This window comes from Kribbella qitaiheensis, assembly GCF_014217565.1.
Taxonomy (GTDB): Bacteria; Actinomycetota; Actinomycetes; order Propionibacteriales; family Kribbellaceae; genus Kribbella; species Kribbella qitaiheensis_A.
The window spans coordinates 2176829-2199056 of record NZ_CP043661.1 but is presented as its reverse complement, the minus strand read 5'-3'; the positions used below and the strand labels follow the sequence as shown (position 1 = coordinate 2199056).

The 22228-nt window shown below is 65.1% G+C and carries 22 protein-coding genes; 17 read left to right on the top strand and 5 right to left on the bottom strand.

Annotation, left to right across the window (positions count from 1 at the left end):
- The first annotated feature begins 495 nt into the window (after positions 1-495).
- The 12 genes from F1D05_RS09945 (at position 496) to F1D05_RS09890 (ending at position 13309) form a co-directional block, all read left to right on the top strand.
- On the top strand, positions 496-1119 hold the full coding sequence (locus F1D05_RS09945; protein WP_185447071.1) for a hypothetical protein: 624 nt from the start codon (positions 496-498) through the stop codon (positions 1117-1119).
- The gene (locus F1D05_RS09940; protein WP_185447070.1) at positions 1112-2935 is read left to right on the top strand and encodes a hypothetical protein; all 1824 of its coding nucleotides are present in this window, start codon (positions 1112-1114) and stop codon (positions 2933-2935) included. The genes F1D05_RS09945 and F1D05_RS09940 overlap by 8 nt, the downstream gene beginning before the upstream one ends.
- Positions 2932-5625, top strand: a complete 2694-nt coding sequence (locus F1D05_RS09935; protein ID WP_185447069.1) for an ATP-binding protein — start codon at positions 2932-2934, stop codon at positions 5623-5625. Before F1D05_RS09940 ends, F1D05_RS09935 begins: the two co-directional genes overlap by 4 nt.
- Positions 5626-5758: 133 nt before the next feature.
- Positions 5759-7186, top strand: coding sequence for a restriction endonuclease fold toxin-2 domain-containing protein (locus F1D05_RS09930; protein WP_185447068.1), 1428 nt, complete (start codon positions 5759-5761; stop codon positions 7184-7186).
- Complete coding sequence (locus F1D05_RS09925; protein ID WP_185447067.1) at positions 7186-7590, top strand: hypothetical protein; 405 nt, start codon at positions 7186-7188, stop codon at positions 7588-7590. Before F1D05_RS09930 ends, F1D05_RS09925 begins: the two co-directional genes overlap by 1 nt.
- Positions 7591-7630: 40 nt before the next feature.
- On the top strand, positions 7631-8044 hold the full coding sequence (locus F1D05_RS09920; RefSeq protein ID WP_185447066.1) for a hypothetical protein: 414 nt from the start codon (positions 7631-7633) through the stop codon (positions 8042-8044).
- Between the two features lie 108 nt (positions 8045-8152).
- The gene (locus tag F1D05_RS09915; RefSeq protein WP_185447064.1) at positions 8153-8587 is read left to right on the top strand and encodes a hypothetical protein; all 435 of its coding nucleotides are present in this window, start codon (positions 8153-8155) and stop codon (positions 8585-8587) included.
- Between the two features lie 453 nt (positions 8588-9040).
- Positions 9041-10309, top strand: coding sequence for a hypothetical protein (locus F1D05_RS09910; protein ID WP_185447062.1), 1269 nt, complete (start codon positions 9041-9043; stop codon positions 10307-10309).
- Between the two features lie 15 nt (positions 10310-10324).
- Positions 10325-10669, top strand: a complete 345-nt coding sequence (locus tag F1D05_RS09905; protein ID WP_185447060.1) for a hypothetical protein — start codon at positions 10325-10327, stop codon at positions 10667-10669.
- A 277-nt stretch (positions 10670-10946) separates the two neighbouring features.
- Positions 10947-11270 carry a hypothetical protein gene (locus tag F1D05_RS09900; RefSeq protein ID WP_185447058.1) on the top strand — a complete coding sequence of 108 codons (324 nt, stop codon included), beginning with the start codon at positions 10947-10949 and terminating at the stop codon, positions 11268-11270.
- 84 nt (positions 11271-11354) lie between these two features.
- A complete protein-coding gene (locus F1D05_RS09895; protein ID WP_185447056.1) occupies positions 11355-12398 on the top strand; it encodes a hypothetical protein in 1044 nt (347 codons plus the stop codon).
- Positions 12399-12631: 233 nt separating this feature from the next.
- On the top strand, positions 12632-13309 hold the full coding sequence (locus tag F1D05_RS09890) for an HD domain-containing protein (RefSeq protein WP_185447054.1): 678 nt from the start codon (positions 12632-12634) through the stop codon (positions 13307-13309).
- Positions 13310-13362: 53 nt separating this feature from the next.
- On the opposite strand, the gene F1D05_RS09885 is transcribed toward F1D05_RS09890, so the two are convergent.
- A protein-coding gene (locus tag F1D05_RS09885; RefSeq protein WP_185449079.1) for an IS3 family transposase occupies positions 13363-14645 on the bottom strand; the annotation gives its coding sequence in 2 pieces (ribosomal slippage) (positions 13363-14297 and positions 14297-14645; 1284 coding nt in all).
- 268 nt (positions 14646-14913) lie between these two features.
- Here F1D05_RS09885 and F1D05_RS09880 point away from each other — a divergent pair.
- A complete protein-coding gene (locus F1D05_RS09880) occupies positions 14914-15369 on the top strand; it encodes an NADAR family protein (RefSeq protein WP_185447052.1) in 456 nt (151 codons plus the stop codon).
- Positions 15370-15707: 338 nt separating this feature from the next.
- On the opposite strand, the gene F1D05_RS40000 is transcribed toward F1D05_RS09880, so the two are convergent.
- Positions 15708-15920 (bottom strand): DUF3024 domain-containing protein, encoded by a 213-nt coding sequence (locus tag F1D05_RS40000; RefSeq protein WP_246486569.1) that lies wholly within the window; start codon positions 15918-15920, stop codon positions 15708-15710.
- A 174-nt stretch (positions 15921-16094) separates the two neighbouring features.
- Entirely contained in the window at positions 16095-16253 is a 159-nt protein-coding gene (locus F1D05_RS09870; protein WP_185449873.1) for a hypothetical protein, read from the bottom strand.
- 46 nt (positions 16254-16299) lie between these two features.
- Here F1D05_RS09870 and F1D05_RS09865 point away from each other — a divergent pair, with 46 nt between their 5' ends.
- Positions 16300-16866 carry an HD domain-containing protein gene (locus F1D05_RS09865; protein WP_246486568.1) on the top strand — a complete coding sequence of 189 codons (567 nt, stop codon included), beginning with the start codon at positions 16300-16302 and terminating at the stop codon, positions 16864-16866.
- A 17-nt stretch (positions 16867-16883) separates the two neighbouring features.
- On the opposite strand, the gene F1D05_RS09860 is transcribed toward F1D05_RS09865, so the two are convergent.
- A complete protein-coding gene (locus tag F1D05_RS09860; RefSeq protein ID WP_185447048.1) occupies positions 16884-17351 on the bottom strand; it encodes an NUDIX hydrolase in 468 nt (155 codons plus the stop codon).
- A complete protein-coding gene (locus tag F1D05_RS09855; RefSeq protein WP_246486567.1) occupies positions 17338-17961 on the bottom strand; it encodes an XRE family transcriptional regulator in 624 nt (207 codons plus the stop codon). Before F1D05_RS09855 ends, F1D05_RS09860 begins: the two co-directional genes overlap by 14 nt.
- Positions 17962-18211: 250 nt before the next feature.
- On the opposite strand from F1D05_RS09855, the gene F1D05_RS09850 reads away from it, so the two are divergent.
- The 3 genes from F1D05_RS09850 to F1D05_RS09840 all read left to right on the top strand — a co-directional run bounded on the left by F1D05_RS09850 (position 18212) and on the right by F1D05_RS09840 (position 22200).
- On the top strand, positions 18212-18910 hold the full coding sequence (locus F1D05_RS09850) for a haloacid dehalogenase-like hydrolase (protein ID WP_185447044.1): 699 nt from the start codon (positions 18212-18214) through the stop codon (positions 18908-18910).
- Positions 18911-19105: 195 nt separating this feature from the next.
- Positions 19106-20152 (top strand): hypothetical protein, encoded by a 1047-nt coding sequence (locus F1D05_RS09845; protein ID WP_206686143.1) that lies wholly within the window; start codon positions 19106-19108, stop codon positions 20150-20152.
- A complete protein-coding gene (locus F1D05_RS09840; protein ID WP_185447041.1) occupies positions 20149-22200 on the top strand; it encodes a hypothetical protein in 2052 nt (683 codons plus the stop codon). Before F1D05_RS09845 ends, F1D05_RS09840 begins: the two co-directional genes overlap by 4 nt.
- Positions 22201-22228: the final 28 nt, after the last annotated feature.

Genomic DNA, 22228 nt, shown 5'->3' with positions numbered 1-22228 from the left:
ATCGACATCTGCGGCGGTGAGCTGGATCCGTTGGCTCAGGCGGAAGATCAGGAAGGTGACGAGCTGAACGGCTACTGAGCTGCGTGGTACCTGGCCCCTGTCCAGCTTCGGCTGGCAGGGGCCGATTTTCTGACCCGAGTCAGTCTGGTGCCCGCGCCCTGGATACTCAGGTCACCGACGGGCCCGGGAGAGCGAATGCCCCGTCCGGAAGGCGCAAAGTGAAGGGAGCTCCTGTGCTTCACACCTGCCTCAGACGGGGCATTCATGATCCGATCGCGGTGGTTGCACCAACCCATCACGGAGGCGCTCCGCTACCAGACTGGGACCATCTTCTCTCACGGGCGAGGTCACCCACGACGCCGACGTTGCCTGCACGGTTCGGTGGACAGTAACCGCGCCTGATGTCAGCTCTGTGGTGCGCTAGGCACGTTCAGTAACTACAGTTGCCCCTGGCGCGGTCCGCTGGGGAGGGCGCCAGAGATCGGGGAGGACGCAGTGGCTGGCAAGCCTGACACGCTGGTGCGCCGGCAGCACACCCATCTACTCTTGCCCAGCGCCGCATTGGACGATCCGCAACGAACACTGTTCGAGTCGGCGTTGCGTCCGGCTGGCTGGACGGCCGACCCGGATGACTCGTCGAGTATGTCGCTACGCTGGAATCGCCGCCAGGCAGCATTGCGACTTCAGACACTCGGCTGGTTCCCGCTCCTGGTGACCGTGGGCGCCATCGGGAAAGCGACCTCAGCTCATCGCGACGCCGCTGCCAGGCTGACGGCAGCTGTGGTGGCCGGCGGCGGGAAGAGTCTCACGGATCGCGAACTCGTCGAGTACCTGCCCCAGGCCCAGGCGCGGTGGCAGCGCGCGCTGCTCGAACGCCGACGAACGGCCACAGCCGAGCGTCTCCTCGAAGCCCGCCGTTGCTCCTACTGCGCTTCCTGGTCGGGCATGTCTGCGACGCACTGTGCCGGTTGCCGCCGGCGGTTCACGACAGCCGACGACGCGGAGCACGAGGCGACGATCAGCCGCGCCTCAGCAACTCTCGACGAGGCAGCGGCGATCCTCGCAGATCTGGCCCGTGGCGTAACCCTGGATCGGCTGAGCGGGGCCTCGCATGGTTGAGCGGGCAGTCGCGACTTATGAGGCCGAGCACTGGGGCTGGGAATACCGCGGAACCGAGGTCGTAGTTGTGGAGCAGCAGGACCCGCCGCTTCCCGCCGTGCCGCCGCCGTCGGCACTCGCGACGCTGAACACCAAGCGGGCTGCGGCCAAGCGCGTGCGTCCAGTGCTGGCATGGGTGACGACCGCGGCCCTCGTCGCCACGGGTGTGGTTGCTGTTGTCGTGCATCCGCTCGTGGCCCTGGTGCCTGCTGCGGTGGCGCTCGGTGCTGGCTGGCTGTCCTGGGGCCGCCCCGAGATCCTTCGGCGAGCGGCCGTGAAGGAACACCAGCGGTGGCTGGCCGAGTGCGTCACCGCGATGGCCGGGTTCGAGCGCGACGTACAGACCTGGCAACAGCAGCTGAGCGAGCGCGAGCAGACGAAATCCCTGCAGGTCAGCACCGTGCGGGCGTGGGTTCCAGTGGGTCCGGTGACCAAGGAACGCGTAGACCTCTACGGCGGAACCGCCGCGGGCTGGCGCGCTGCGCTGCTCGCGATGGGTAGCTCACTGATGAGTGCGGGCGGACGACTCGTGGTGCTCGACCTTACCCAGGACGCCGTGGTCGAGCCGCTGCGGAGCATGGCCGCCGAGTACGGAGCACCGATCCGGTCGGCCATCGTCCCGGACGAAGCGCGAGCACTGAATCCGCTGACGGGTTTGAGCCCCGACGAGATCGGCCTGGTGGTTGCGGAGAGCCTGCGCGGCGCGGAGCCAGAGCAGAGCGAATCGCGGGGTGTCGACGCAACGCTGGTCCTGCAGGTCGTCGAATGCTTGACCGATGGTCCGGTCACGTTCACACGACTTCACCTGGCGTTCCAGGTTCTGCTGCGGCAGTTGACGCCGGACCAGCGCGGTGAGCTGACCCGGACGGAGTACATGAAGCTCGCAGATCTGCTCAGCGAATCCGCCCGGCGTACGGCAGAACCGCGGCTCTTCCGGCTGGCCGCCGGCATCCAGCGGTTGTCCGCCGTCACCGGCGATGCTCCGATGGACGGCTGGGAGCAAGACGACGTCTCGCTGCGAGTGTTCGAGCTGTCGGCCCGCGAATCAGAGCTGACCGCTTCGCTGCTCAGACATCTGCTGTTCCAGATCACCATGGTCCGGATCCAGCGCGGCCAGCTGTCGGGCCGGGGCGAGCGCATCATCGTGATTGCTGGTGCCGATGCATTGGCGCGACCGGAGCTCGAGCGGTTCGACAGCATCTGCCGGCGCAACGGGATCCGCCTGGTCCTGCTGTTCGCACATCTGCGAGACAGCGCAGTCGAACTACTTGGCAGCGGCGACGCAGTGCTGTTCATGCGACTCGGCAACGCGAAGGAGGCCGAACAGGCCGCGACCTTCATCGGGCGCCAGCACCGGCTGGTGGCCAGCCAGTTCACCTACTCGCACGGCACGAACACCTCCACGTCGACGTCCGACAGCACGACGCGCGGCAACAGTGCGTCGACGAGCGACTCTGTCGGCGTACAGACATCGGACAGCCGGCAAGCGACCTTCGGGCTGCTGTTCAGCCGGCGGCACCGATCCGGTTCCAAGACGTCCGGCGAGCAGTCTTCGACCTCGACCACCGGCGGAACGTCCTGGTCGGAGGCGACCTCGAGCTCCGCATCGAGTGGGTCCACGGAGAGCACCTCGATCGGATACCAGCGCACCTACGAGTACTCGATGGAGCCGACAGTGCTGCAAGGGCTGTCACCGACGGCGTTCGTGATGGTGGACCCCCTCGACCCGGCCAGTCCCCGGCTCGGCGACTGCGATCCACGGCTGGGTGATCAATGACCGTCCAGCCGCTGATTCCGCAGTGGCGCATCACCGAAGTGCCGCTGGTCGGCGGACCGGACACGAACGGCGGGCAACGGCTGACTGCACTGCGGCGCGGGCTGTTGCCTGCCTTGATGTTGCAGGCGTCGGCGGGGCGGCCGTTCAGCTTCTGCTGGACTCGCGCGTCAGCCGGCGGGCCGATCGAGGTTCGAGCCGGGATCGAGCCGTCGCACGGTGCGGTCTCCTACCCGGCGGGCGCCAGGGCTGTCGCCGCAGACCCGATCGAGTTTCCCTACTGGGTAAGCGTCGACGGCCTGCATGACGTACTCACTGCACTGCCCGAGGCCGAGGTCGAACCGGCAGGGACGCTGGAGGACTTTGCTGAGGTGCTGCCCGCTTTCGCCTGGCAGATCCAGGCTGTCCCGATCAGCGAGCAAGAGCGGCGGGAGCTCCTTGACGATCTTCATCTGCAGATCACGGTCGGACTGGACCGCGAGAAGATCTCGGGCCGCGACGCGCTCGAACTGGAGCGCAACCGCGCCCGATACCGCGACTTCTCCGCGGCGCAGGGCGGCCTGTGGTCGGCGCAGATCTTCGCCGGTGGGGCAGACGAAGATAGTGCAAAGCTGGCAGCGCAGACCCTGGCAGGGGTAGCCGACCTGCACACCACCCCCTACACATTGACCACTCAGCCCTCGACTCGCGACGAGACGACTGGCTTCAAGGCGACAGGCGAGCTGCTCGCCGCGATCGCGAGGCCGCCGGTGCGCGAGATCGCCGGCGTCCGTGTGGTCGAACAGGTGCGGTTCGACCTGACACCCGAAACGCCGCCAGACGGCATCCCCCTCGGCGACGTCATCGACGCCTCAGGGCGTGCGGTCGGGACCATGACAGTTTCGCAGAGCACGCTCAACCGGCACGCGTTCGTCGCCGGCGCTACCGGTTCCGGCAAATCCCAAACCATCCGGCACCTGCTCGAAGGACTCACCGACGCATCCGTACCGTGGCTGGTGATCGAGCCCGCGAAAGCCGAGTACGCGGCGATGGCGGGCCGGTTGGGCTCGGACTCGAGTGTCGCAGTCATTCGCCTCGGCGACCCTGACGCGGTACCGCTGAGCCTGAACCCTCTGGAACCGGAGGCCGGGTTCCCGTTGCAGACGCACCTGGATCTCGTTCGTGCCCTGTTCCTGGCCGCGTTCGAGGCGAACGAGCCGTTCCCTCAGGTGCTCAGCCAGGCGCTGACACGGTGCTACACGTCGTACGGATGGGATCTCGCGCTGAGCCGCGGTGGAACGGAGTATCCGTCTCTCGCGGACCTGCAGACGACAGCACGAACGGTGGTTGACGACATCGGGTACGGCGCCGAGCTCGCGGCGGATGTGCGTGGTTTCGTCGATGTCCGCCTGACCTCGCTGCTCCTCGGGACGCCTGGCCGGTTCCTCGGCGGGGGATACCCGCTCGATGTTGCTGATTTGCTGAGCCGCAACGTCGTACTCGAGCTCGAAGACGTTGGTGACGACCAGGACAAGGCCTTCTGTATGGGCGTCGTACTGATCCGGCTGATCGAACACCTCCGCGTGCGCCGAGGACCGTCCTCGAATCTGCGCCACGTGACCGTCGTGGAAGAGGCCCACCGCTTGCTCAAGGCAAGTGCCGACGGCACCACGAGTCACGCGGTCGAGATGTTCGCCGGCTTGCTTGCCGAGATCCGCGCGTACGGAGAAGGCATCGTCGTTGCGGAGCAGATCCCCAGCAAGGTGATTCCGGACGTCGTCAAGAACTCTGCCCTCAAGATCCTGCACCGGCTGCCCGCCGCTGACGACCGCGAAACGGTCGGCGCCACCATGAACCTCGACGAGCCCCAATCCCGAGCTGTCGTCTCACTCCCGTCTGGCCAGGCCGCGGTCTTCACCGATGGCATGGACCGCCCAGTTCGAGTTCGCATCCCGCACGGCGAACCACGCGAGCAACGAGCCGCTACACCCCCGACAGTCAAAGCCGCCGGCCGCCGGAACTTCTTGCGTGGAGGGGGTAGCGCTGATCGACTTTCCACAGTTCGCGAGATCGCCGATGTTGCCCAGCTTCTTGAGCACAACCCAAGATTCGTTTTGTGGGTGGAGCTGCTGACGGTTGCTCACTTGGTCGCCGCGCCTAGACCGGTACCCGGATCCCCGTGGGTGTTCAACGACGTCTCGTCAGGGGTGGTCGAGTGCGCGATCGAGGAGTCAGTCAGCTCGGCCGTATTTGGACGCTTGCAGGCGATCGAGGGCCAGGTCGTACCGGCCAGGCTGGCCGCTCATCTGACCGAGGTCGTGCGTGGTGTCGTGAGGGAGCAAGAGTTCAGTTGTGCGGCGACGGAGATCGAGTGGCAGGCTGGCGCGTTCCGGTTCGCCGATGTTGCCGACGCCTTGCGGACCCATACCGGACCGCTGAACGCGCCACACCCATTGACCAACGAGTGGGGTGTGCGTGGGTTGAAGCTGTGGGGATCGACGATCGAGGAGCAGATCTGGAGCTTCCTGAAGGTCGGCTCCGCCAGCGTGCCGCCGGCATTGCTGCTCGGTGATGGCAGCCTGCTTCGTGCCGCCGCCAGTCTGTCCATCGCGACCGATCCGTACTCGCAACTGCTCGAGGCGACGCACGGACTGATCGTGCCTGGACACTGGCATCGCTATGTCTTCCGGACGCTGGAAAGCGCGGGCGAGTAGCGCCATGGACCGACCACGCAGACCCGAACCAAACGAACCGGACGGCCCTTCCGAGCAAGCCTCCGTCCCGGACGCTCCGGTAGAGCGGACCGTCCCGGACCCCGTCGACAACCGGCCGGATGCTGAATCCCGCGTGCAGCAGGGTGTCGCCGATTCGGCCGAGCGAACCGTCGAGGAGCGAGCCGCAGCCTCGACCGGGCCGGACAAAGACTCGCCTGACTCGCGGCTGGACGAACTTCAGGAAGGCCGGCCGGATCGACCCTCGACTCGGCCCGCAGGTGACGCCGCAGACGTCGTGGACCAGCGAGGCCAGCGCGACGCAGCAACGACCGAGAACCCACAGACGTCCGGCGAGGCGACATCGGCCGTTCATGATGCCACTGACCGGCTGCCCGCGAACATGCACGAAAAGATGCTTCAGAGCCCGGTCTTCACGCGCCTCGGCTGGGGATCCGGTGACGATGCTGACTCGAAAGAAGACGACGACCTCCGGAGCCGCGAGCCGGGGGAACAGGCGGTAGGTCCTGAGGGACAGCAGGACGGGGGCAAGCCGGAACTCGCGGATGTGACCGAGCCAGCGACGCGGAACGGCGACGCTGCGAGTCCCGATACCGAAAGCCACGACAGATCCTCTTCCCCCGAGGAGCAATCCGAAGGCGACTCCGCGCGCAATGAGGAGACCGCGGGCGCCGGTCCGGAGACCCCGGCCGTAGCCGACGCTCCGAACCAAGCAGATGAGATCGCGGCCACGCCAGAGGACATAATCCCGGACTCCGATGGCAGAGACGACCCGAGGAGCGCCGAACCACGCTCCGACATTGAGCTGGACGACCAACGCAGCTTCGATGAAGCGGACTCGGTCGCAAAGGTTGGTGCCGATGAAGAGCAGCCACATTGGCTCGGTGCTGCAGTCGACACCGAGTCGGTGGTGCAGGGTGCCGGCGAGTCGGTGGTGCCAGATGGCGAGTCGCTCACGACGCTCCGCGATAGCAAAGCTGTCGCAGAAGGCCGGAAGGAATCCGAGACTTCGCTGCTGGCGTCGAACGCCGATGCCTCGGGCGGTGTTCAGACTGGTTTGGAGGAGCGCCAGTGGACGGATCCCGAGAAGCGTCGCAGTTGGGTCGAAGAACGGCTGGCTGATCCGGAACACACGAAACCGGTCACGTCGGATAAACCGTGGGCGCAATACCAAAGGGCGCGTGTTGGAGATGTCGAGGTGGAACTACAGACGGCGGAGCCCGGCAGCACGATCTGGGCAGACGGTCTGGAGATCGACCCCGACACCGTGGTCGTGGTGGAGGTGAAGTATGTGACGCGGCCCGATCGCAGCCTGTACGAGGGCACAGTGCCGCCCCGCATGCTCGAGGTGATGCTGCGCCCGTTCGATCGCGAGATGTATCGCTATGCAAGTGTCGTGCAACACAATGCCAATCCCGTTGAGAGGATCAGACTCGTGACGAGTACGGACGCCGCAGCGCGCTTCCTGGGAGAGCGAGCACGAAGGATTCTCGGCGAGGACATCGACCTGGATATCCAGGTCTGGTCGGAGGAAGAGCACTAATGCCGAACATCATCATCCTGTCGCCCGATGTGGACGGGTTCGACCTGGCCAAGGAGCGTTTCGAGGAAGCGGTCGTCGACGGCTTCGGGGCACAGGTGACTTCCCTCGTACCAGAGGCACCTGACGAATCGCCTGTCGACGTCGCGGCACGGGTCGATCGGCCGGGAGAACCGGCGTTCCAGATCTTCCACTTCCGCGCCCGCGACGGCATCTACACCGATGGCACAGATGAACAGGCAATCGAGGTCATGCTGTGGGCCCGCTCTATTCTTCCTGAGGATCCGGGCGGGCGCATTTGGGCCGTCGATGAGGCCTACAACGGCCACGTAGAACTCAATTCAGGGATGACCAAGGAAGACATTGAGGCAGGCTGGGTCGATCACGCGGATAATCCACCTGAGTAGCTGCAGACTCACGAGACAGCGCAGCGAAAGGATGACCCCAGTGCTTGAGCAGAGCAGCGAGCGACTCACCGAGATCGGTGCGGCCATGCTCCGCGCCACTCGCCCAGGTTGGCGAGTCCTCCGGCTCTCTGCGACCGGCGCGGCAGGCATGATCGGCACCGACCTTGAGATCGACATGGAAGACGGCTCCACCGACCTCTCAAACACGATCGAACGCGCCGGACGTATCGCCTGCGACCGTCTTCGAGCAGAGATGTATCAACCAGGCAAAGGCACTTGGTACAACGCCAGTTTCATAGTCAACCCGGAGAGTCGAATCGAAGCCGAGTTCGACTACGATCGTCGGCCCTTCGGTGAACAAGCCGCCGATGACCTCTTGAAAGAAGATCAGGAGCTCTACCCGCGCGACAACGAACTGCTGCCCGATTGGCACCCCGCGAAGGTGCGCGGCTAACTGAGCCTGAGTATACGAAACCGGTCACGTCGGATAAGCCGTGGGCGCGTCACCAGAGGGTGCGCGTTGGAGGTGCTGATGTGGAACCTGGTCCGAGGAAGGATAGCGATGCCGACGATCATCATCCTGTCGCCTGATGCGGATGGTTTCGAGCTGGCTAAGGATCGATTCGAGGAATCAATTGTGGACGGCTTCGGGGCACAGGCCGCCTCCCTCGTGCCGCGAGCGGGTGACGAATCGCCTGTCGACGTCGCGGCGCGGATCGATCGCCCGGGCGAGCCAGCATTCCAGATCTTCCATTTCCGCACTGGCGACAGCATCTCCACCGACGGTACCGACGAACAGGCGGTCGAGGTCATGCTGTGGGCTCGGTCAATTCTTCCCGATGATCCGGGTGGGCGCATCTGGGCTGTCGACGAGGCCTACAACGGGCACGTAGAGCTCCGCACAGGGATGACCAAAGACGACATTGAGGCGAGCAGGGTCGATCACGCGGTCGATCCACCCGAGTTGCTGCAGACCCCACGGGAATGCACACGATGACGGTGCCCAGACAGTGGCATCGACATGTCCTCCGGGCGCTGAGAAGCGCGGGGGAATAGCGCTATGGACCGTCCACGCAGGCCAGAACCCATCGAGCCGGACGACTCTTCGGACCAGACGCCCAGCTCTGACGTTCCGGTCGAGCGGCCCATCCGTGAAGGTGTCGATCGCCCGGCGGACCTCGCCGGCCCCAGGCCGCAGGAACCCACCGATCGCGGGGACCGAACTGCCGACGGGCGCTCCACGCCCCCGGCCGAGTCAAGCAAGGACACACCTGCCCCACGCCTGAACGAGGCTCAGGCAGATCGGCCGGATGAGCCCTCGACCCGGCCTGCTCATGATGCTGCAGACACCGTCGACCAGCAAGGTCGACGTGACGCATCGCCGGAGGGTGACTCGGCACCGACTCTCCCGGCTTCAGCTGACCGGCTGCCCGCGGACCTGCGCGCAAAGATGCTCGAGCACCCCGCATTTACCCGCCTCGGCAAGGGATCCGACGACCATACTGAGGCGGGCGGTGATGTTCAGGACCGAGCCACTCCTGACGATCAGATTGCGACCCGGACCGTTGAGGCCGAAGACCGTGCGCCGCTGGAGCAGCCCGAGATTCACGCCAATGAGCATGCCGCCGATAGCGACGCGAACGACGACCAGTCAGCGGCCGCCGAGGTGGTGGATCCGACCGCAGTCGCCGATCGGCCGGCGGTACCGGAAGGGCCGAACCTTGCAGGGGCAGGCGACGTCCCGGAACCCGTTATTGAGGGCGGCGTGCCGGAGGTGTCGTCGACAGAGGCACCAACTCGGCCGGATGACTCGAAGCCGGGCGCAGGCCTCGGGGACCCACCTAGCGAGACCTGGGTTGCCGATGTGCCCGAGGCTGTTGATCAGAACACTCCCACCGAGCTTCCCAGGACAGGCTCCGCAGAGCGTCTGGCCGAGCATGAAAAGCACTGGGACACGGCCGAGGCCAATCTCCCACCTGGGCCGCTGCCTGATTCCGCCAAAAACCTCGATCCCGACGTCATCGAGTCGCTGGACCCCGATGTCCGGCTCCTACTCGAGTACCAAGGCGCGGGTGAATACATCGCTAAGAACGTGGAAGCGCGCCCTTGGCTCGAACCAGCCATGGACGCTTCGCCGGCGGTGCAAAGAATCTTCGCCGCCATCGACCAAGGCGCAGGGCATGCCCATATCCGCCACGGCCCGATGGGTACCGACCAGATGTACGCCGATCGTGTCGCCTATCTCAATGACCCCGCGCAGACCGACATCGCCAAGCGCGAGGCAGGAATTGATGGTCTGAACCCGAATACGAAGCATTATTGCGATATAGAGGCCACGCGCATTCACGACGTGGCAGCGTTCGTCACCGCCTTCGCTGCGGCGGTCAAACTCCCCGAAGTTCAGGCGGCACTTGCCACGCCGGTCGGCCCGTCGATCGAATCGCCAGACTCGTTCAGGGTGCCCATTGCGCAACTTCTTGGCGATGACGGTCATAAGTACTGCTCGGGCTATCGGCTTGAAGGCGAAGATGCACGGAAGGTTCGCAAGGAGTGGCTGAAGGCACGGGCGCTCGGCGAAGACCTTACCGATTTAGCTGAGCCGAGGGCGATCCCCATCGAAACGTTCGAGGGTGGAGAAATAGTAGTCAGATTCAAGTCGAACGGCACGGCGTACGAGATCAGCACCATGTTCGTCGAACCGCCATCAGTCGATAAGTAGGAGGAAGAGCTACAAATGCCGCAGATCGATAGGTATTGGCTCGATGATAAATCCGTTCCGTTTGGAACATTTCTAAGGTATATGGAGAAGTATTACCATCCGGAGATTCGCAATGACAACTATGATGCCCTGGTTGCCAGAGCGAGATTGAGTGATCCGGGCGATGTCGGTTTGGCTACCTTCAAGTCCGAACTCGGCAGTTTATTGAAGGGTAACCGAGAGGGAATCCATCGACTGGCGATTGTGACAGCGGCCGGGTATGACGACTGGGACACTGACGACGAGTTTCTCGCGTGGCTGTGGTATGAGCTCTTTCCAAGTGAACCAGTACCGACGTCCGCCGTGGCTGAGTCAGACTGAATCGGCCAGCCCTGGGTTGTTTCGTAGCATGCCTCGATATTGGTGGTCGAGTGCCAGAGTTGAGAAACATTCAAGGAAGAGTTGATCGCGCTTCTGGAAGGGAATCGTGAGGGCTTCATCTGCAGACGCTCGGCTTCGCGGCGGGTTACGACCGATGGAACGATGGCGAGTTCCTAGCCCGGTTGTAGCGAACTGTATCCCGCCGTACCTGTGCCAGAGCCGGCCTGCCAGTCGGTGATTTCCCTCGTATTTGGAAGCGTTGGAAGGAGTGCCGTTTATGGCGAAGTCATATTGGCTGGATGATAACTCCGTGCCATTTGCAACGTTCCTTGCAGTTATTCAGACCTTCTACCATCCCGAAGCTCGAAATGACAACTTCGAAGAGCTGGTTGAGTGGGCGCGGGCTGGGCGAGGTGGGGAGAAGATGGCGGTCTTCAAGGCGGAACTGGCCCGCCTGGTCCAGGGCGAACGTGAAGGTCTGCGACCAGGAGCGATCGAGGCAGCAACAGAGTATGACGACTGGAGCACCGACGAGGAGTTCCTGGACTGGCTGTGGCACGAGCTGTATCCAGATGAGCCTGTTGCTAGGCCTGGCGGGTAATTGCGCCGTACTGCATGGACCTCGCGGTCACATTTGTTTAGCCGCCCGGTTCCTGACCAAAAAGGCGTGGAAGGAAGTTAGTTGATGAATAACCAGAGGGAGCTTGAGCTGAAGGGTGCGGTCGAGTATGTCGCCGCGTTCAAGAAGCAGCGACCGTGGTTGGAGCCGGTGTCGAAGTGTGATCCGCGGGTGCAGCGCGTGTACGCGTCGATCGACCGAGGTCTCGGGCATTCACACAAGCGGCACGCGGCTTTCGGTGATGACACGCTCCAGCGGCGGCGGGTTGCTTACTGCGAGGACCCAGCGCAGGTGCACTCCCGGATGCGGATGATGGGCTTCGATGGGTTCAAGCATGACCGGCAACATGTCTGCGGTGCGGAGGCGACGAGAGTTCACGACGCGACTGCTTTCGTGGTGGCGTTCATGGCTGTCGTCGAGCACCCGGAAGGGCGTCGCGGCCTCCACACGCCGGCTGTTGGCGGCAGAATTCCTGATGCTGTGAAGATCCCGATCGCCGACCTGCTCGGTCCAACGGGTCACGAGACCTGTTCGGGATTCGCCTTGGCCGGTGACTGGCTGGACGCCCGGTTGGTGCGGCGGAGACTGACTTGGGCGCGGTGGACCGGGGAAGATCTGAGCGAATTCGCCAAGCCGGCTGTTGAGCAGATCCCCAGTTTTGAGAACGGGCACTTCATTGTGCGGTTCGTGCCGAACTCGCAGACGGAGGCGGGCGGTCACCAGATCTGCGCGCTGACTCCCGAGCCGGAGCGGCATGTCTTGCAGGATCCCCGACTGGAGGTCGCCGACCGCTACTGGTTGCACCCTGGGGCGCTTCCGTTCACCACTGTCCTGAACTTCATGGAGAAGTACGTCCACCCGGAGATTCGCTTCAACAACTACCACTACCTGATACGCCGTGTGGCCATCGCTGCGCCTGATGACGAGGAGTTGACGACCTTCAAGTCAGAGTTGGTCCAACTACTTGAAGGCGACCACAGAGGATTGCATCCGCATGCACTCAGCGTCGCCTCGGGGTATGAGGACGAGATGGACGACCAGCAGTTTTTGGCTCGACTCTGGAAGAAGCTGTATCCGCTGGAGCACGTGCCGGGGCCGGTGCAGGGCTGAGCTGATTCAGCCGGATGGGGGTGCCGGTGGGTTGATGCGACGCCTCCGGCGGGAGGTATCCCGGTCGGTGTCTTCTTCGTGCGGTCACGAAGGACTGGATGAGTGCGCTGCATCGCAGCGCCGGGGGAATGGCGACCATCGAGTAGCTCGTTCCCACAAAGAAATGCGAGCACACCATGAGCGCACTGCCCACTGACTTCCCGCAGGTCCCACTCAAACAAATGGATCCGTCGATGCTGGTGTTCGAGCTCGGCCGTGAGGCTGCTCGACTCATGCCCGAGTCGAGCGAGCTCATCACCTCGGCCGCTGCGATGGCCTCCTTCCTGCACCGCCGGCAAACCAGGTTCGTGCGCGGTCGTCTGCCGTGGGTGCCGTATGTCGAGCACCCGCTTCGCGTGGCGTTGCGGCTGATGCGATGGGGCGTGCGTGATCCAGAGGTGGTGGCCGCGGCTCTGCTGCATGACGTTGTAGAAGATTGCTCCGGAGAGCTGCTCAGCGTATTTGGTTGTCAAGGCGAGACGACGCTGTGTTGCCTGGCCCGGCTCTACGGCGACGGGACGGCAGAGTACGTGCATCAGGTGACGAACCCCGATGCTGTGGTCGACCTGGAGAGCTACCAGATCCACGTGACGGCGCTGGCCTGGTCGCGGACTCCGGCGGTGCTGATCAAGGCCAGCGATCTCAAAGACAACGCTGGATCTATCCCGTACCAGCTGGGGTATGGGGAGGACGAGCGGATGCTGCGGCTGCTTCGTAAGTACCTGCCGTGCGTACGGGAGATCGCGGGGGCCTTGAGCGCAATGGGCCTAGAGACAGCATCAGAGTTCTCTTGGTCTGCGGCCGCAGCTGACCTATGCCGACTCACGACAGAGTTGGAAGAGCTGGCCGGCGAGCACAACATTGTGGTGTGATCCCGACTTCAGTCTCCGGGGCCTTACCCCCGGTTCTTGGACACGGTGGTGGATTATGCCGCTGACGGGAGCGTAGCGGCGTAGCTGGTTTCGTAGGTGATCGGGGATTGGTAGCGGCACCAGGAGTGCCGGCGGCGGGTGTTGTAGCGGGCCAGCCATCGGAAGGTCTGGCGGCGGCAGGTGGCTTCGTCGGGCCAGGTGTTGTCGTCTTGGAGGACCTCGCGTTCCAACGAAGCATTGAACGATTCGGCGAGGCTGTTGTCGGCACTCGTGCCCACGGCGCCCTTGGATTGGGTGATACCCAGGTCGTGGCACAGCCGGGCGTAGTCCTTGGACGTGTAGACCGACCCGTGATCGCTGTGAAAGACCGCTCCGGCGAGGTTTCCACGGGTCGTCTGCGCGGCCTTGAGCGCGTCCTCGACGAGTTCGGTGCGCATGTGGTCAGCGATCGCCCAGCCGGCCAGGCGGCGTGAGTAGTAGTCGATCACGGTCGCCAGGTAGAGGTTGTTGCCGTCGGCAAGTGGTAGGTAGGTGATGTCCCCGACATAGCGCAGGTTCGGGGCCGGGGCGGTGAAGTCTCGGTTCAGTAGGTCGGGCACTTTCTGGTCCGCGGGCTCGGGGATGGTGGTGCGGACCTTGCGTCGTCGCCGGTAGCCGGCGATGCCGTTGACGCGCATCACCCGCGCGACCCGCTTGTGATTCACTCGCTGATCAGCGGGGACACCGTCGTTGAGCTCGGCGGTGATCCGCGGTGCACCGCAGGTGTTGTCGTCGGTGTGGACCTTCCGGATCCGGTCTGCGAGCTGGGTGTCCGCGGCGCCCCGGACCCGGCGGGCCGGGGCTGCCTTGATCCAGGCGTAGTACAACGATCGTTCGATCTCGACGAGCTCACATAGCCGCTTCACGCTCCAGCCAGGACATGACCTGGTAGAGGTGGTGGAGTGGTCGGCGACGAACTGGAAGCGACTCACCAGTTCGTCTCTCCGGCGAAATACTTGGCCGCCTGGCGGAGGATTTCACGCTCGGTGGTGAGCTTGGTCTTGTCGCCGCGCAACGCGGCGTTCTCGGTCTCGAGGCGGGCGATCTTCTGCTCGGGGGTCTCCGGTTCCGACGGTGGCTGCGAGCCGCCGCTTCTCGGGCTGGACACGCGACGGGTGCTTGTCGTGCCGTCCGCGGCCGTCTTCTTGCCCGTCCCGTACAGGTCGACCCAGCGTTTCAGGGTTGCCCGTTCGGCCCCCAGATCAGCCGCGATGCTCTTCAGCGTCGCGCCCGGGGTGGACTCGTACAAGTCGACGGCCTGCCGACGGAACTCATCGGAGTAGTTCTTGCGGGCCATGGTCAGGATCATCTCGCTTCTCCAGCAGATGCTGGATTCAGCGTGTCCAAGAACCAGGGTCAAGGCCCCCGCGCACGCCTCGCTACGGGGACCCCTTCGCACTCTTGCGCTGAGCTGTGCTGCTCAGGCATCAGCACAGCTGATTCGGGGGCGCCCGGCCAGACGAGTGGATAAGACTTGGGAGTGATAGCCGTGGGCCATTTAGATCGGACACCCATGTTCACCGGAGCTCGCTTTCCTGTCGAACTTCGACCAGACGCCTTTTCTTGTGTCGCTCCTCGATGCCGAAGTTGCCTCGGCCGAGCACGCATTCAACGTCTTGAAGACCGTCGACGAAGACCAGCAGCACCATGTGCTCGAGGCGCCGACGCCAGGGGAGAACAAGCTCCGCGGCCGCCGGGTTGCCCTTCGGCCCGGCTGGGACGTCGGCGGTCGGGTCTGGGCGATGCAGCGAGCGATCACGGCGAAGTTCGCCGTCCCTGCTCTCTCGGTGCGGTTGGCTGACACGGGCGATCTGAGGCTGGTGGAGACGAACTATTGGCACGACCTTCTGGGGTTCGTGCAACCGCAGCATGAGCAGATCCCTGGCACGAAACATGCTCGGAGAGTTGTTGATGGCCGTTCGCGCGCATCAGAACTGAACCGCCCGATCGTCACCCGAAGAAGCCCTCCTGGATCTCTGATCCGGGAGGGCTTCCTTTTCGCTGAGGTCGTACCTCTATAGCCCCGTCCCCAGCGGCGCCAGGACGCAGCCTACTTGAGTACCCGGCTCTCGGAGGGGCCACTGCTCATCGCGGGCCAGATCCTGAGTGTCGCATCTTGGATCGGTCCTCCGGATCGCCGTGGTGAACGGGGGAGTGTGAGAATGCGGCGGCACCGAGTCGAAAAGCGGCTCTTCACAGATGAGGGTGTAGAGCCACGAAATACCGCCACACTGCTGCGTCGGACGTGGCCACAGACTCAGGCTCGGACCTGTAGCCCGCTGATCCTCTCCACCGCCGCTGATCGGATCACGCAATCGTGGCCTCAGGGCGCCTGGCCACAGCCAACACTTGACTCTTGTCAACGTTGTGCGCATCGTCGGGCAGGTGATGTGGACCAGGGAGTCGCGTATGCCTGTGGCAGTGGGTTCTGGGCAATGCGGGCTATCCCCAGAAGATCGGGTCGTTGCCCTCGGCAAGGTAGGTAAGCAGGTGTTTGCACGGCCTTGGTCGGCTGTGTGCGGTCGTAAACGTGGAACTCGAGGTGCCGGTCCCGCCAGTAGAGGCTCCACAACCCGGTCGACTTGGTGTAGCGCAGGCGCGCGATCGGGAAGCGGTTGTGCTCGCCGATCCCGTTCCATGGCGGCCGGACTTCGACGAGGTCGACATGACGGACACGTCGGCGTCGTCCCAGAGGTGCTCGGGGACGCGCTTGCGGCGCCAGAGCCGGATGCGGTGCAGGTCAGCCTCAGGGATCGCCATTGACCCCGGCCCTCCAACGCTGCGCGACCGCCTCGAACTCGGCGAGCGTCGCAGTGAGGTCCTCGACGGTCTCGCGGGGGATGACTCCCGGTGTCGGCAGAGTATCCGCGTCCTTGGTTGTGGCGGAGTTCGCCCTGCTTGCCATCACAAATCCCCATGCCTGCGCACTGCTTCCGCCGTATCCTCCCGGGGTGACGACAACACTCGGGCATGCATACGACCTGGCAGAAGCACTGCTGAGTGAGAGCCTGCCACGGAGGTGGGCGCACACGCAGGGGGTGGCGGCCTGCGCCAAGCGACTCGCCCCCCTCGTGGGCGACAGGGCTGAGGCGCTGGAGGCGGCTGCCGCGCTGCACGACGTCGGGTACGCGCCGCCGCTGGTCGTTACCGGCTTTCATCCGCTCGACGGTGCACGTCATCTGCGGACGCTCGACGCGGTCGACGATCGAGTCGCGCGCTTGGTGGCGAACCACTCCTTCGCGCTCATGGAGGCCGAGGAGCGCGGGCTGCGGGCAGAGCTGGCCGACGAGTTCCCGTTGCTTGACGATCTTCCGTTGGTGGACGCGTTGGTTTACTGCGACATGACCACGACACCGAACGGCGGGCGTACGACGTCGGATGAGCGGGTGGCCGAGATCCTGGGCCGCTACGGCGAGGACAGTGTCGTCGGGCGATTCATCCGCCGAGCCGCACCTGAGATCCACGAGAGCGTGGGTCGGGTGCGGGCGGCGGCGACCGAGCTGGGCGTGGTGCCCTGAGTAGCTATCTCAGGTAACTATCCCAGGTAGGGGTAGGTGCCGGCCAGGTAGTCGCCGATCTGCTGGCGCATGCTGGGGTGGATGTCGTAGTCGTCGAGATCGTCGGGCCGGACGAAACGGACGCCGTCGGCTTCGTCGTTGATGGTGGGTTCACCGCTGATGGGGCGGCCGATGTAGGTGGTCTCGTACTGCTGGCGGATCTCACCGTCGGTGTAGGCGACGATGTGATGCGGGTTGGTATAGACGCCGAGGAATCCGGTGACCTCGGCGACGATGCCGGTCTCTTCCTCGCATTCGCGCACCGCGCACTGGGCTGCGGTCTCTCCGATGTCCTGGGCACCTCCGGGCAGGGCCCATTGGCCGGTGTCGCGGCGCCGTTGCAGGAGGATCTCGCCTTCATCGTTCACGACCAGCATGTCGCTGGCGGGAATCAGGGTATTGGCTTTGGGAGCCTTGGGGTCGTTGTAGTACTCAATCCTGCCCACTGCGGCGGTACTCCTTACTGTCGGCGTTGTCGGGCGCCCAAAGGCGCGCGGTCGTCCAGACCGCTTCGAAGCTCTCGTCGTACCGGTCGAACCATTCTGCGTTGGCGGTGCGGCGGAGCTGGAAGAGCGGGTTTGCGCTGGCCGGCTGGCCCCAGATGTGAGGGTTGACCAGGAGGTGGTCGTCGTAGCGGAAGATCGAGTTGTACAGCGTCGTGTCGTGCAACCGGATCTCGCAGCCCGGGTGGCCGACGAGGGTGCGGTAGTAGGTGAGCGAAGCCCTGATCTTGGCGGCCAGGCTGTCGCCGATGCCTTCCTCGTGGCCACGGATGCGTACGGCTTCTCCCGTCGGATCGCCGAAGCACAGCCGCACTCGCACCCCGGCCTGCGCGCGTTCCTGGAGCATGCGCGCGATGTGAGGGTTGGTCTGGGCGAAGAAGGTGCCGGAAAAGACCAGGACGTCGATCTGTTTCATCGTCCCTAACAGCAGGGAGATCCAGACGTCGCGGGGGACGCTCGCGCGGTTCGGGTATGTATCGGCGATCTCGGACTGGGGGGAACCGAAGCGCGACGTCTTTTGGTCTGCCTCTGGCCACAGGTAAGTCTCGTCCACACGGAGCAGGTTGGCGACGGTCCAGCGATGCCGACGGTGGGGAACCCGGCCGCCGATCCAGCGGCTGGCCGTCTTGGGGTCGACCGCGCAGGCTTTCGCCATCTCCTCTACCCCCAGTCCGCGTTGTACGAGTGCGGAGCGCAGTCGCTCATTCACTCAGGTAAGCCAACCGGACCGCCCCGCCTACCGCAAGAGCCACTTCCGACATTGGGCTGAAACACTGAAACCTGCGCGTGCCTACGCTGACGGTGTGCCACTCATCGTGCTCTGGGACATCGACCACACGCTGATCGAGAATTCCGGTGTCAGCAAGGAGATCTACGCGGCGGCCTTCGCAGCGGTCGCCGGCCATGCGCCCCTCCAACCGCCCCGTACGGAAGGCCGGACCGACCGCTTGATCCTCGCCGAGATGTTCCGGGCCCACGGGATGCAATCACCGGCTTGGGAGCGCATCGTGCTCGCCTTGGAGGCTGCGGGTGTGGGGCGTGACGCGGACCTCGCGGCGCGCGGTCGTGCTCTTCCCGGCGTGCCTGAAGCTCTCGCCGCGGTGGCAGTGGAGCCGGGCATGGTCTCATCGGTGCTGACCGGGAACATCGCGGCCAACGCCGGTGTGAAGCTGCGGGCCTTTGGGCTCGATGTGCTGCTGGATATGGAGTGCGGGGCGTACGGAGAGCACTCGGAGGACCGTGCCGCCCTCGTGAAGGTGGCCCGAGAGCACATTCAGCAGGCCCATGGTTTTCCGCACGACACCCCCGTCGTGCTCATCGGGGACACCCCTCGCGACGTTCGGGCCGCCCACGACTCTGATGCGCATGTCATCGCGGTGGCATCTGGCATCCATAGCGTCGCCGAGCTGCGGGCAGCCGGGGCGGCTGTTGTGCTTGCTGACCTGCGGGATGTCTCTGCTCTGGTGAGTCATCTGCGTTCGCTGGCGCACGGCAGCGACTGAAACGCCCCAGGACGTCCCGGAGAAATCCCAGGACGGCGTTCGGCGTCCTCGCGTTCCACGGCAGTCTCTGTGCCGGCGGCGGCTGACTGCTCCACGGGCCGCCGGCGCCCCCATCTCCTCCGGCTGACTGGACGGAGCACGCGCATGACGGCACTACTAAGCGGACAAGCCAGCACCACCTCCATGCTCGGGGAGGTGGAACGGCTCGCGGCCAAGTATCGTGTGCCCGTCGAGGACGCGCTGCTCATCGCGGTCAACCTGCACGGCATCAACTCCGATCTGCCGCGCTACCGCGCACGCGTCCGGGTCCGACTGGCGAGCGCCCCATCGGTGCCCTGGCAGCTCATTGTTCCCCTGAACGTCACGGGGTCCCCGTTCCGGCTCAGGGGTGGGCATCTCACGCTGGGCGACGCGCCGGTTGGAACTGTCGAGCGTATTGAGGCGGACGAGGCAGTCGGCGGATACTTCCGCGACGGCGGCGCGGCGCTCACGCTCAACCCGAATGCGCGCAGCCGTTGTGTGGGGTGCGCCTTCTGCCCCAACACCCTGGAGGCTGCGGCTGATCCTCGTCTCTCGGAGGAGCGGGACCTGCGGGAGCTCTTTGCGGCGTTGCGTGAGCAGCATCCGCGTCGCGACCTGGCGGAACTGCGAGAGGTGACCGTTTCGACCGGGTGCTTCGAGCGGGAGGCGGCGGCGGTGCAGCATCTGCGCACTCTGCGGACCGTGCTCAGCGAGCATCGCGTGAACGCGCGCATCGGGTTCTTGACGTCGGTGTTGGGGTCCGAGGAGGCGTTCGATCAACTCGCTACCTATGTTGCTCCCTTCGTCCTGCGGCTGACAGCGGAGTGCTTTACCCGCCGGGATCTGTTACTGAAGGCCAGCAAGGCCGTCCTCGTCGCATCAGAGATGCCAGGAGTGCTCCGCCGTGCGCTGGCCGCCGGTCACGGCACCTCGTTCACCTACATCGTGGGGTTGGACGGACTCGCAGCGCTGCAGGCGGGCGTCGGTGCGCTGGCTCCGTACGTCACCGAGTTCCCCAATTTCCAGGTCTACCAGGCCCATAACTCGGTCATGGCGGGCCTGCGTACCCCCGGAGCCCAGGACCTGGAGCACTACCTCCAAGCACGCGTGGTGATCGAGGACATCATGGGTTCATCTGGTCTGCGACCCGCCGCATGGGAGTGCTACCGGCCCTTGTGGTACTTCACTTTCGCCGGTGAGCCCTTGGTTGGTGTGCGGTGACCGAGACCGCCGTTCTGGCCGATGCTCTGTGGCGGGCGACCGTCTACGCCTCGGTCTGCCAGTTGCACCTGCGGGACAACGTTCTGCTCGCGGAGCCGCTGGTCGCCGAGCAGGTGAAGGAACGCCCCTCCGGGCACTGGGGTACCGTGCCCGGCACCGCGTGGGCGTTGTCCCACATCGTGCTCGCCGCCGGGCGCCTGGACCGGCGAGTGGATATGGTGCCGCTCTTGGGCGCAGGACACGCTGGCGTCGTCCAGCTCTCCGCGACCTGGGTGACCGGGGAACTCGGGAAGGTACGGTCGCGGTTCGGCCCGGATGCGGATGGCCTGCGGCGACTGGTCCAGGCGTTCCCGGACGTGGACGGCCTCGGATCTGAGGTCTCGCCCGCGCTCCCCGCCGGCGGCTTCCTGGGCGGACGGCTCGGTGGCTGTCTTCCCTTCGCCCAGGGCGCCGCACTCGACGCCCCGGACAGGGTTGTCGTGCCCATCATCGGGGACGGTGAGTGCGAGACCCCCACGACCGCCGCGAGCTGGCTGGGGCAGAGAGCTCTTCCTGATGCCGCGGTCCTGCCCATCGTGCATGTCAATGGATTCCGTATGGGGCAGCAGTCGCTGCTCGGCGCGATGAACGACGAAGAGCTGTGTGCGTACTTCGGCGGCCTGGGCTGGGTGGCCCAGGTAGTCCATGTCGTGACGGGGACTCCGCACGAGCACAGCATCTTCCAGACGGCGTTGTGGAACGCGCTGGACTACACGCTCATGGGACGACGGATGGTGCTGATCCTGCGTTGCGTGAAGGGATGGGGTGGCCCCGCATCGCTCGGAGACCGTGCGCTGCTGGGCACCCCCGACCTGCACAAGACTCCGCTGGTCAGCCCACGCGCCGACCCGGATCAGCTCACGAGACTGGAACACTGGCTCGCCTCCTACCGGCCTGCGGATCTCTTCGGCCCGGACGGGCGTCCTCGCGGTGCGCTCGCCGAGGCGGTGACTGCGGTTCGCTGGTGCTCCCTCGCTCCCGTCAAGTCCCTAGGCGCGGAGGAGCGAGCCTCGGCGTACCGGCGGGTAAGGACCTTCGCCGAGGCGGTCACCGACGTCGTCAAGCAGCACGCTACGCGCGGGGACTTCCGCGTCCTCAGCCCGGATGAGCTGTCCTCCAACCGACTCCCGGATCTCGTCGGCGAGTGCTGGACGCACGAACTCCTCGCGGAGGAAGTGCTGTTGGAGTGGCTCGCCGGTTGGACTGCCAGCGGGCGCCGAGGCGTGATGGTCTCGTACGAAGCGTTCGCACCACTGCTCACCAGCGGCTTGGTGAGCCACATCAAGCAGCGGCGCATGGTCGGCGCGCGAGGGCTTCCCAGCCTCAACCTCCTGCTCACGTCCTACGGCTGGAACAACGTCCACAGCCACGGTGATCCGTCTCTTGCGACCACGCTCCTTGGCCTGTGTGTTCCTGCGGTGCACGTGCTGACACCGGCCGATCCGGCGCGCACTGCCGCCGTTCTGGACGAGGCATTCGACTCGGTCGACAGGGTCAACCTCGTTGTCGCGGGAAAGTACACCCGCACCGCTCACCCCGTGGAGACGATCAAGGAGGAATGCGAGCGGGGCCTCGCGATCTGGCCGCACCTGAGCGACGACGAAGAGCCTGACCTCACGGTTGTCACGGCGGGTGACATCCCGGCTGCCGTCGCCGCTGACGCGGTGGACTACCTCCGGGAACGCCACGGCTGCCGCATCCGCGTGGTGACGCTGCTCGATCTGACCGTCCTCGGCTCTGCCCAGCTGTGGCCGCGCGGGCTCAGTGCCCAGGAGATCGACCACTACTTCGGCGCCCGCGCCGCTGTTCTCGTTCTCACCCTCGGCCACCCGGCCGCTGTCTGGAGCCTCCTGGCCGGACGGCTCAACCGCGCCGTCGATGTCATCGGCTGGCAAGAACCACCCGGCCCCATGCCCCAGCGACTGCTCGCCCACACCCTTGGCATGGACCGGGCAGGGGTTGAGCGGGCCGCCGGGCTCCTGCTCGCGACCCATGAGGTGGTCCGATGACCTCTTCCACGATCGGACGGCTGGAGGT

What these genes read in the sequence shown, in the direction of transcription:
- F1D05_RS09940 (WP_185447070.1), top strand. Translation starts at nt 1,112, where the DNA reads ATGGTTGAGCGGGCAGTCGCGACTTATGAGGCCGAGCACTGGGGCTGG.
- F1D05_RS09935 (WP_185447069.1), top strand. Translation starts at nt 2,932, where the DNA reads ATGACCGTCCAGCCGCTGATTCCGCAGTGGCGCATCACCGAAGTGCCG.
- F1D05_RS09925 (WP_185447067.1), top strand. Translation starts at nt 7,186, where the DNA reads ATGCCGAACATCATCATCCTGTCGCCCGATGTGGACGGGTTCGACCTG.
- F1D05_RS09915 (WP_185447064.1), top strand. Translation starts at nt 8,153, where the DNA reads ATGCCGACGATCATCATCCTGTCGCCTGATGCGGATGGTTTCGAGCTG.
- F1D05_RS09910 (WP_185447062.1), top strand. Translation starts at nt 9,041, where the DNA reads ATGCTCGAGCACCCCGCATTTACCCGCCTCGGCAAGGGATCCGACGAC.
- F1D05_RS09905 (WP_185447060.1), top strand. Translation starts at nt 10,325, where the DNA reads ATGCCGCAGATCGATAGGTATTGGCTCGATGATAAATCCGTTCCGTTT.
- F1D05_RS09900 (WP_185447058.1), top strand. Translation starts at nt 10,947, where the DNA reads ATGGCGAAGTCATATTGGCTGGATGATAACTCCGTGCCATTTGCAACG.
- F1D05_RS09895 (WP_185447056.1), top strand. Translation starts at nt 11,355, where the DNA reads ATGAATAACCAGAGGGAGCTTGAGCTGAAGGGTGCGGTCGAGTATGTC.
- F1D05_RS09890 (WP_185447054.1), top strand. Translation starts at nt 12,632, where the DNA reads ATGCTGGTGTTCGAGCTCGGCCGTGAGGCTGCTCGACTCATGCCCGAG.
- F1D05_RS09870 (WP_185449873.1), bottom strand. Translation starts at nt 16,253, where the DNA reads ATGGCAAGCAGGGCGAACTCCGCCACAACCAAGGACGCGGATACTCTG.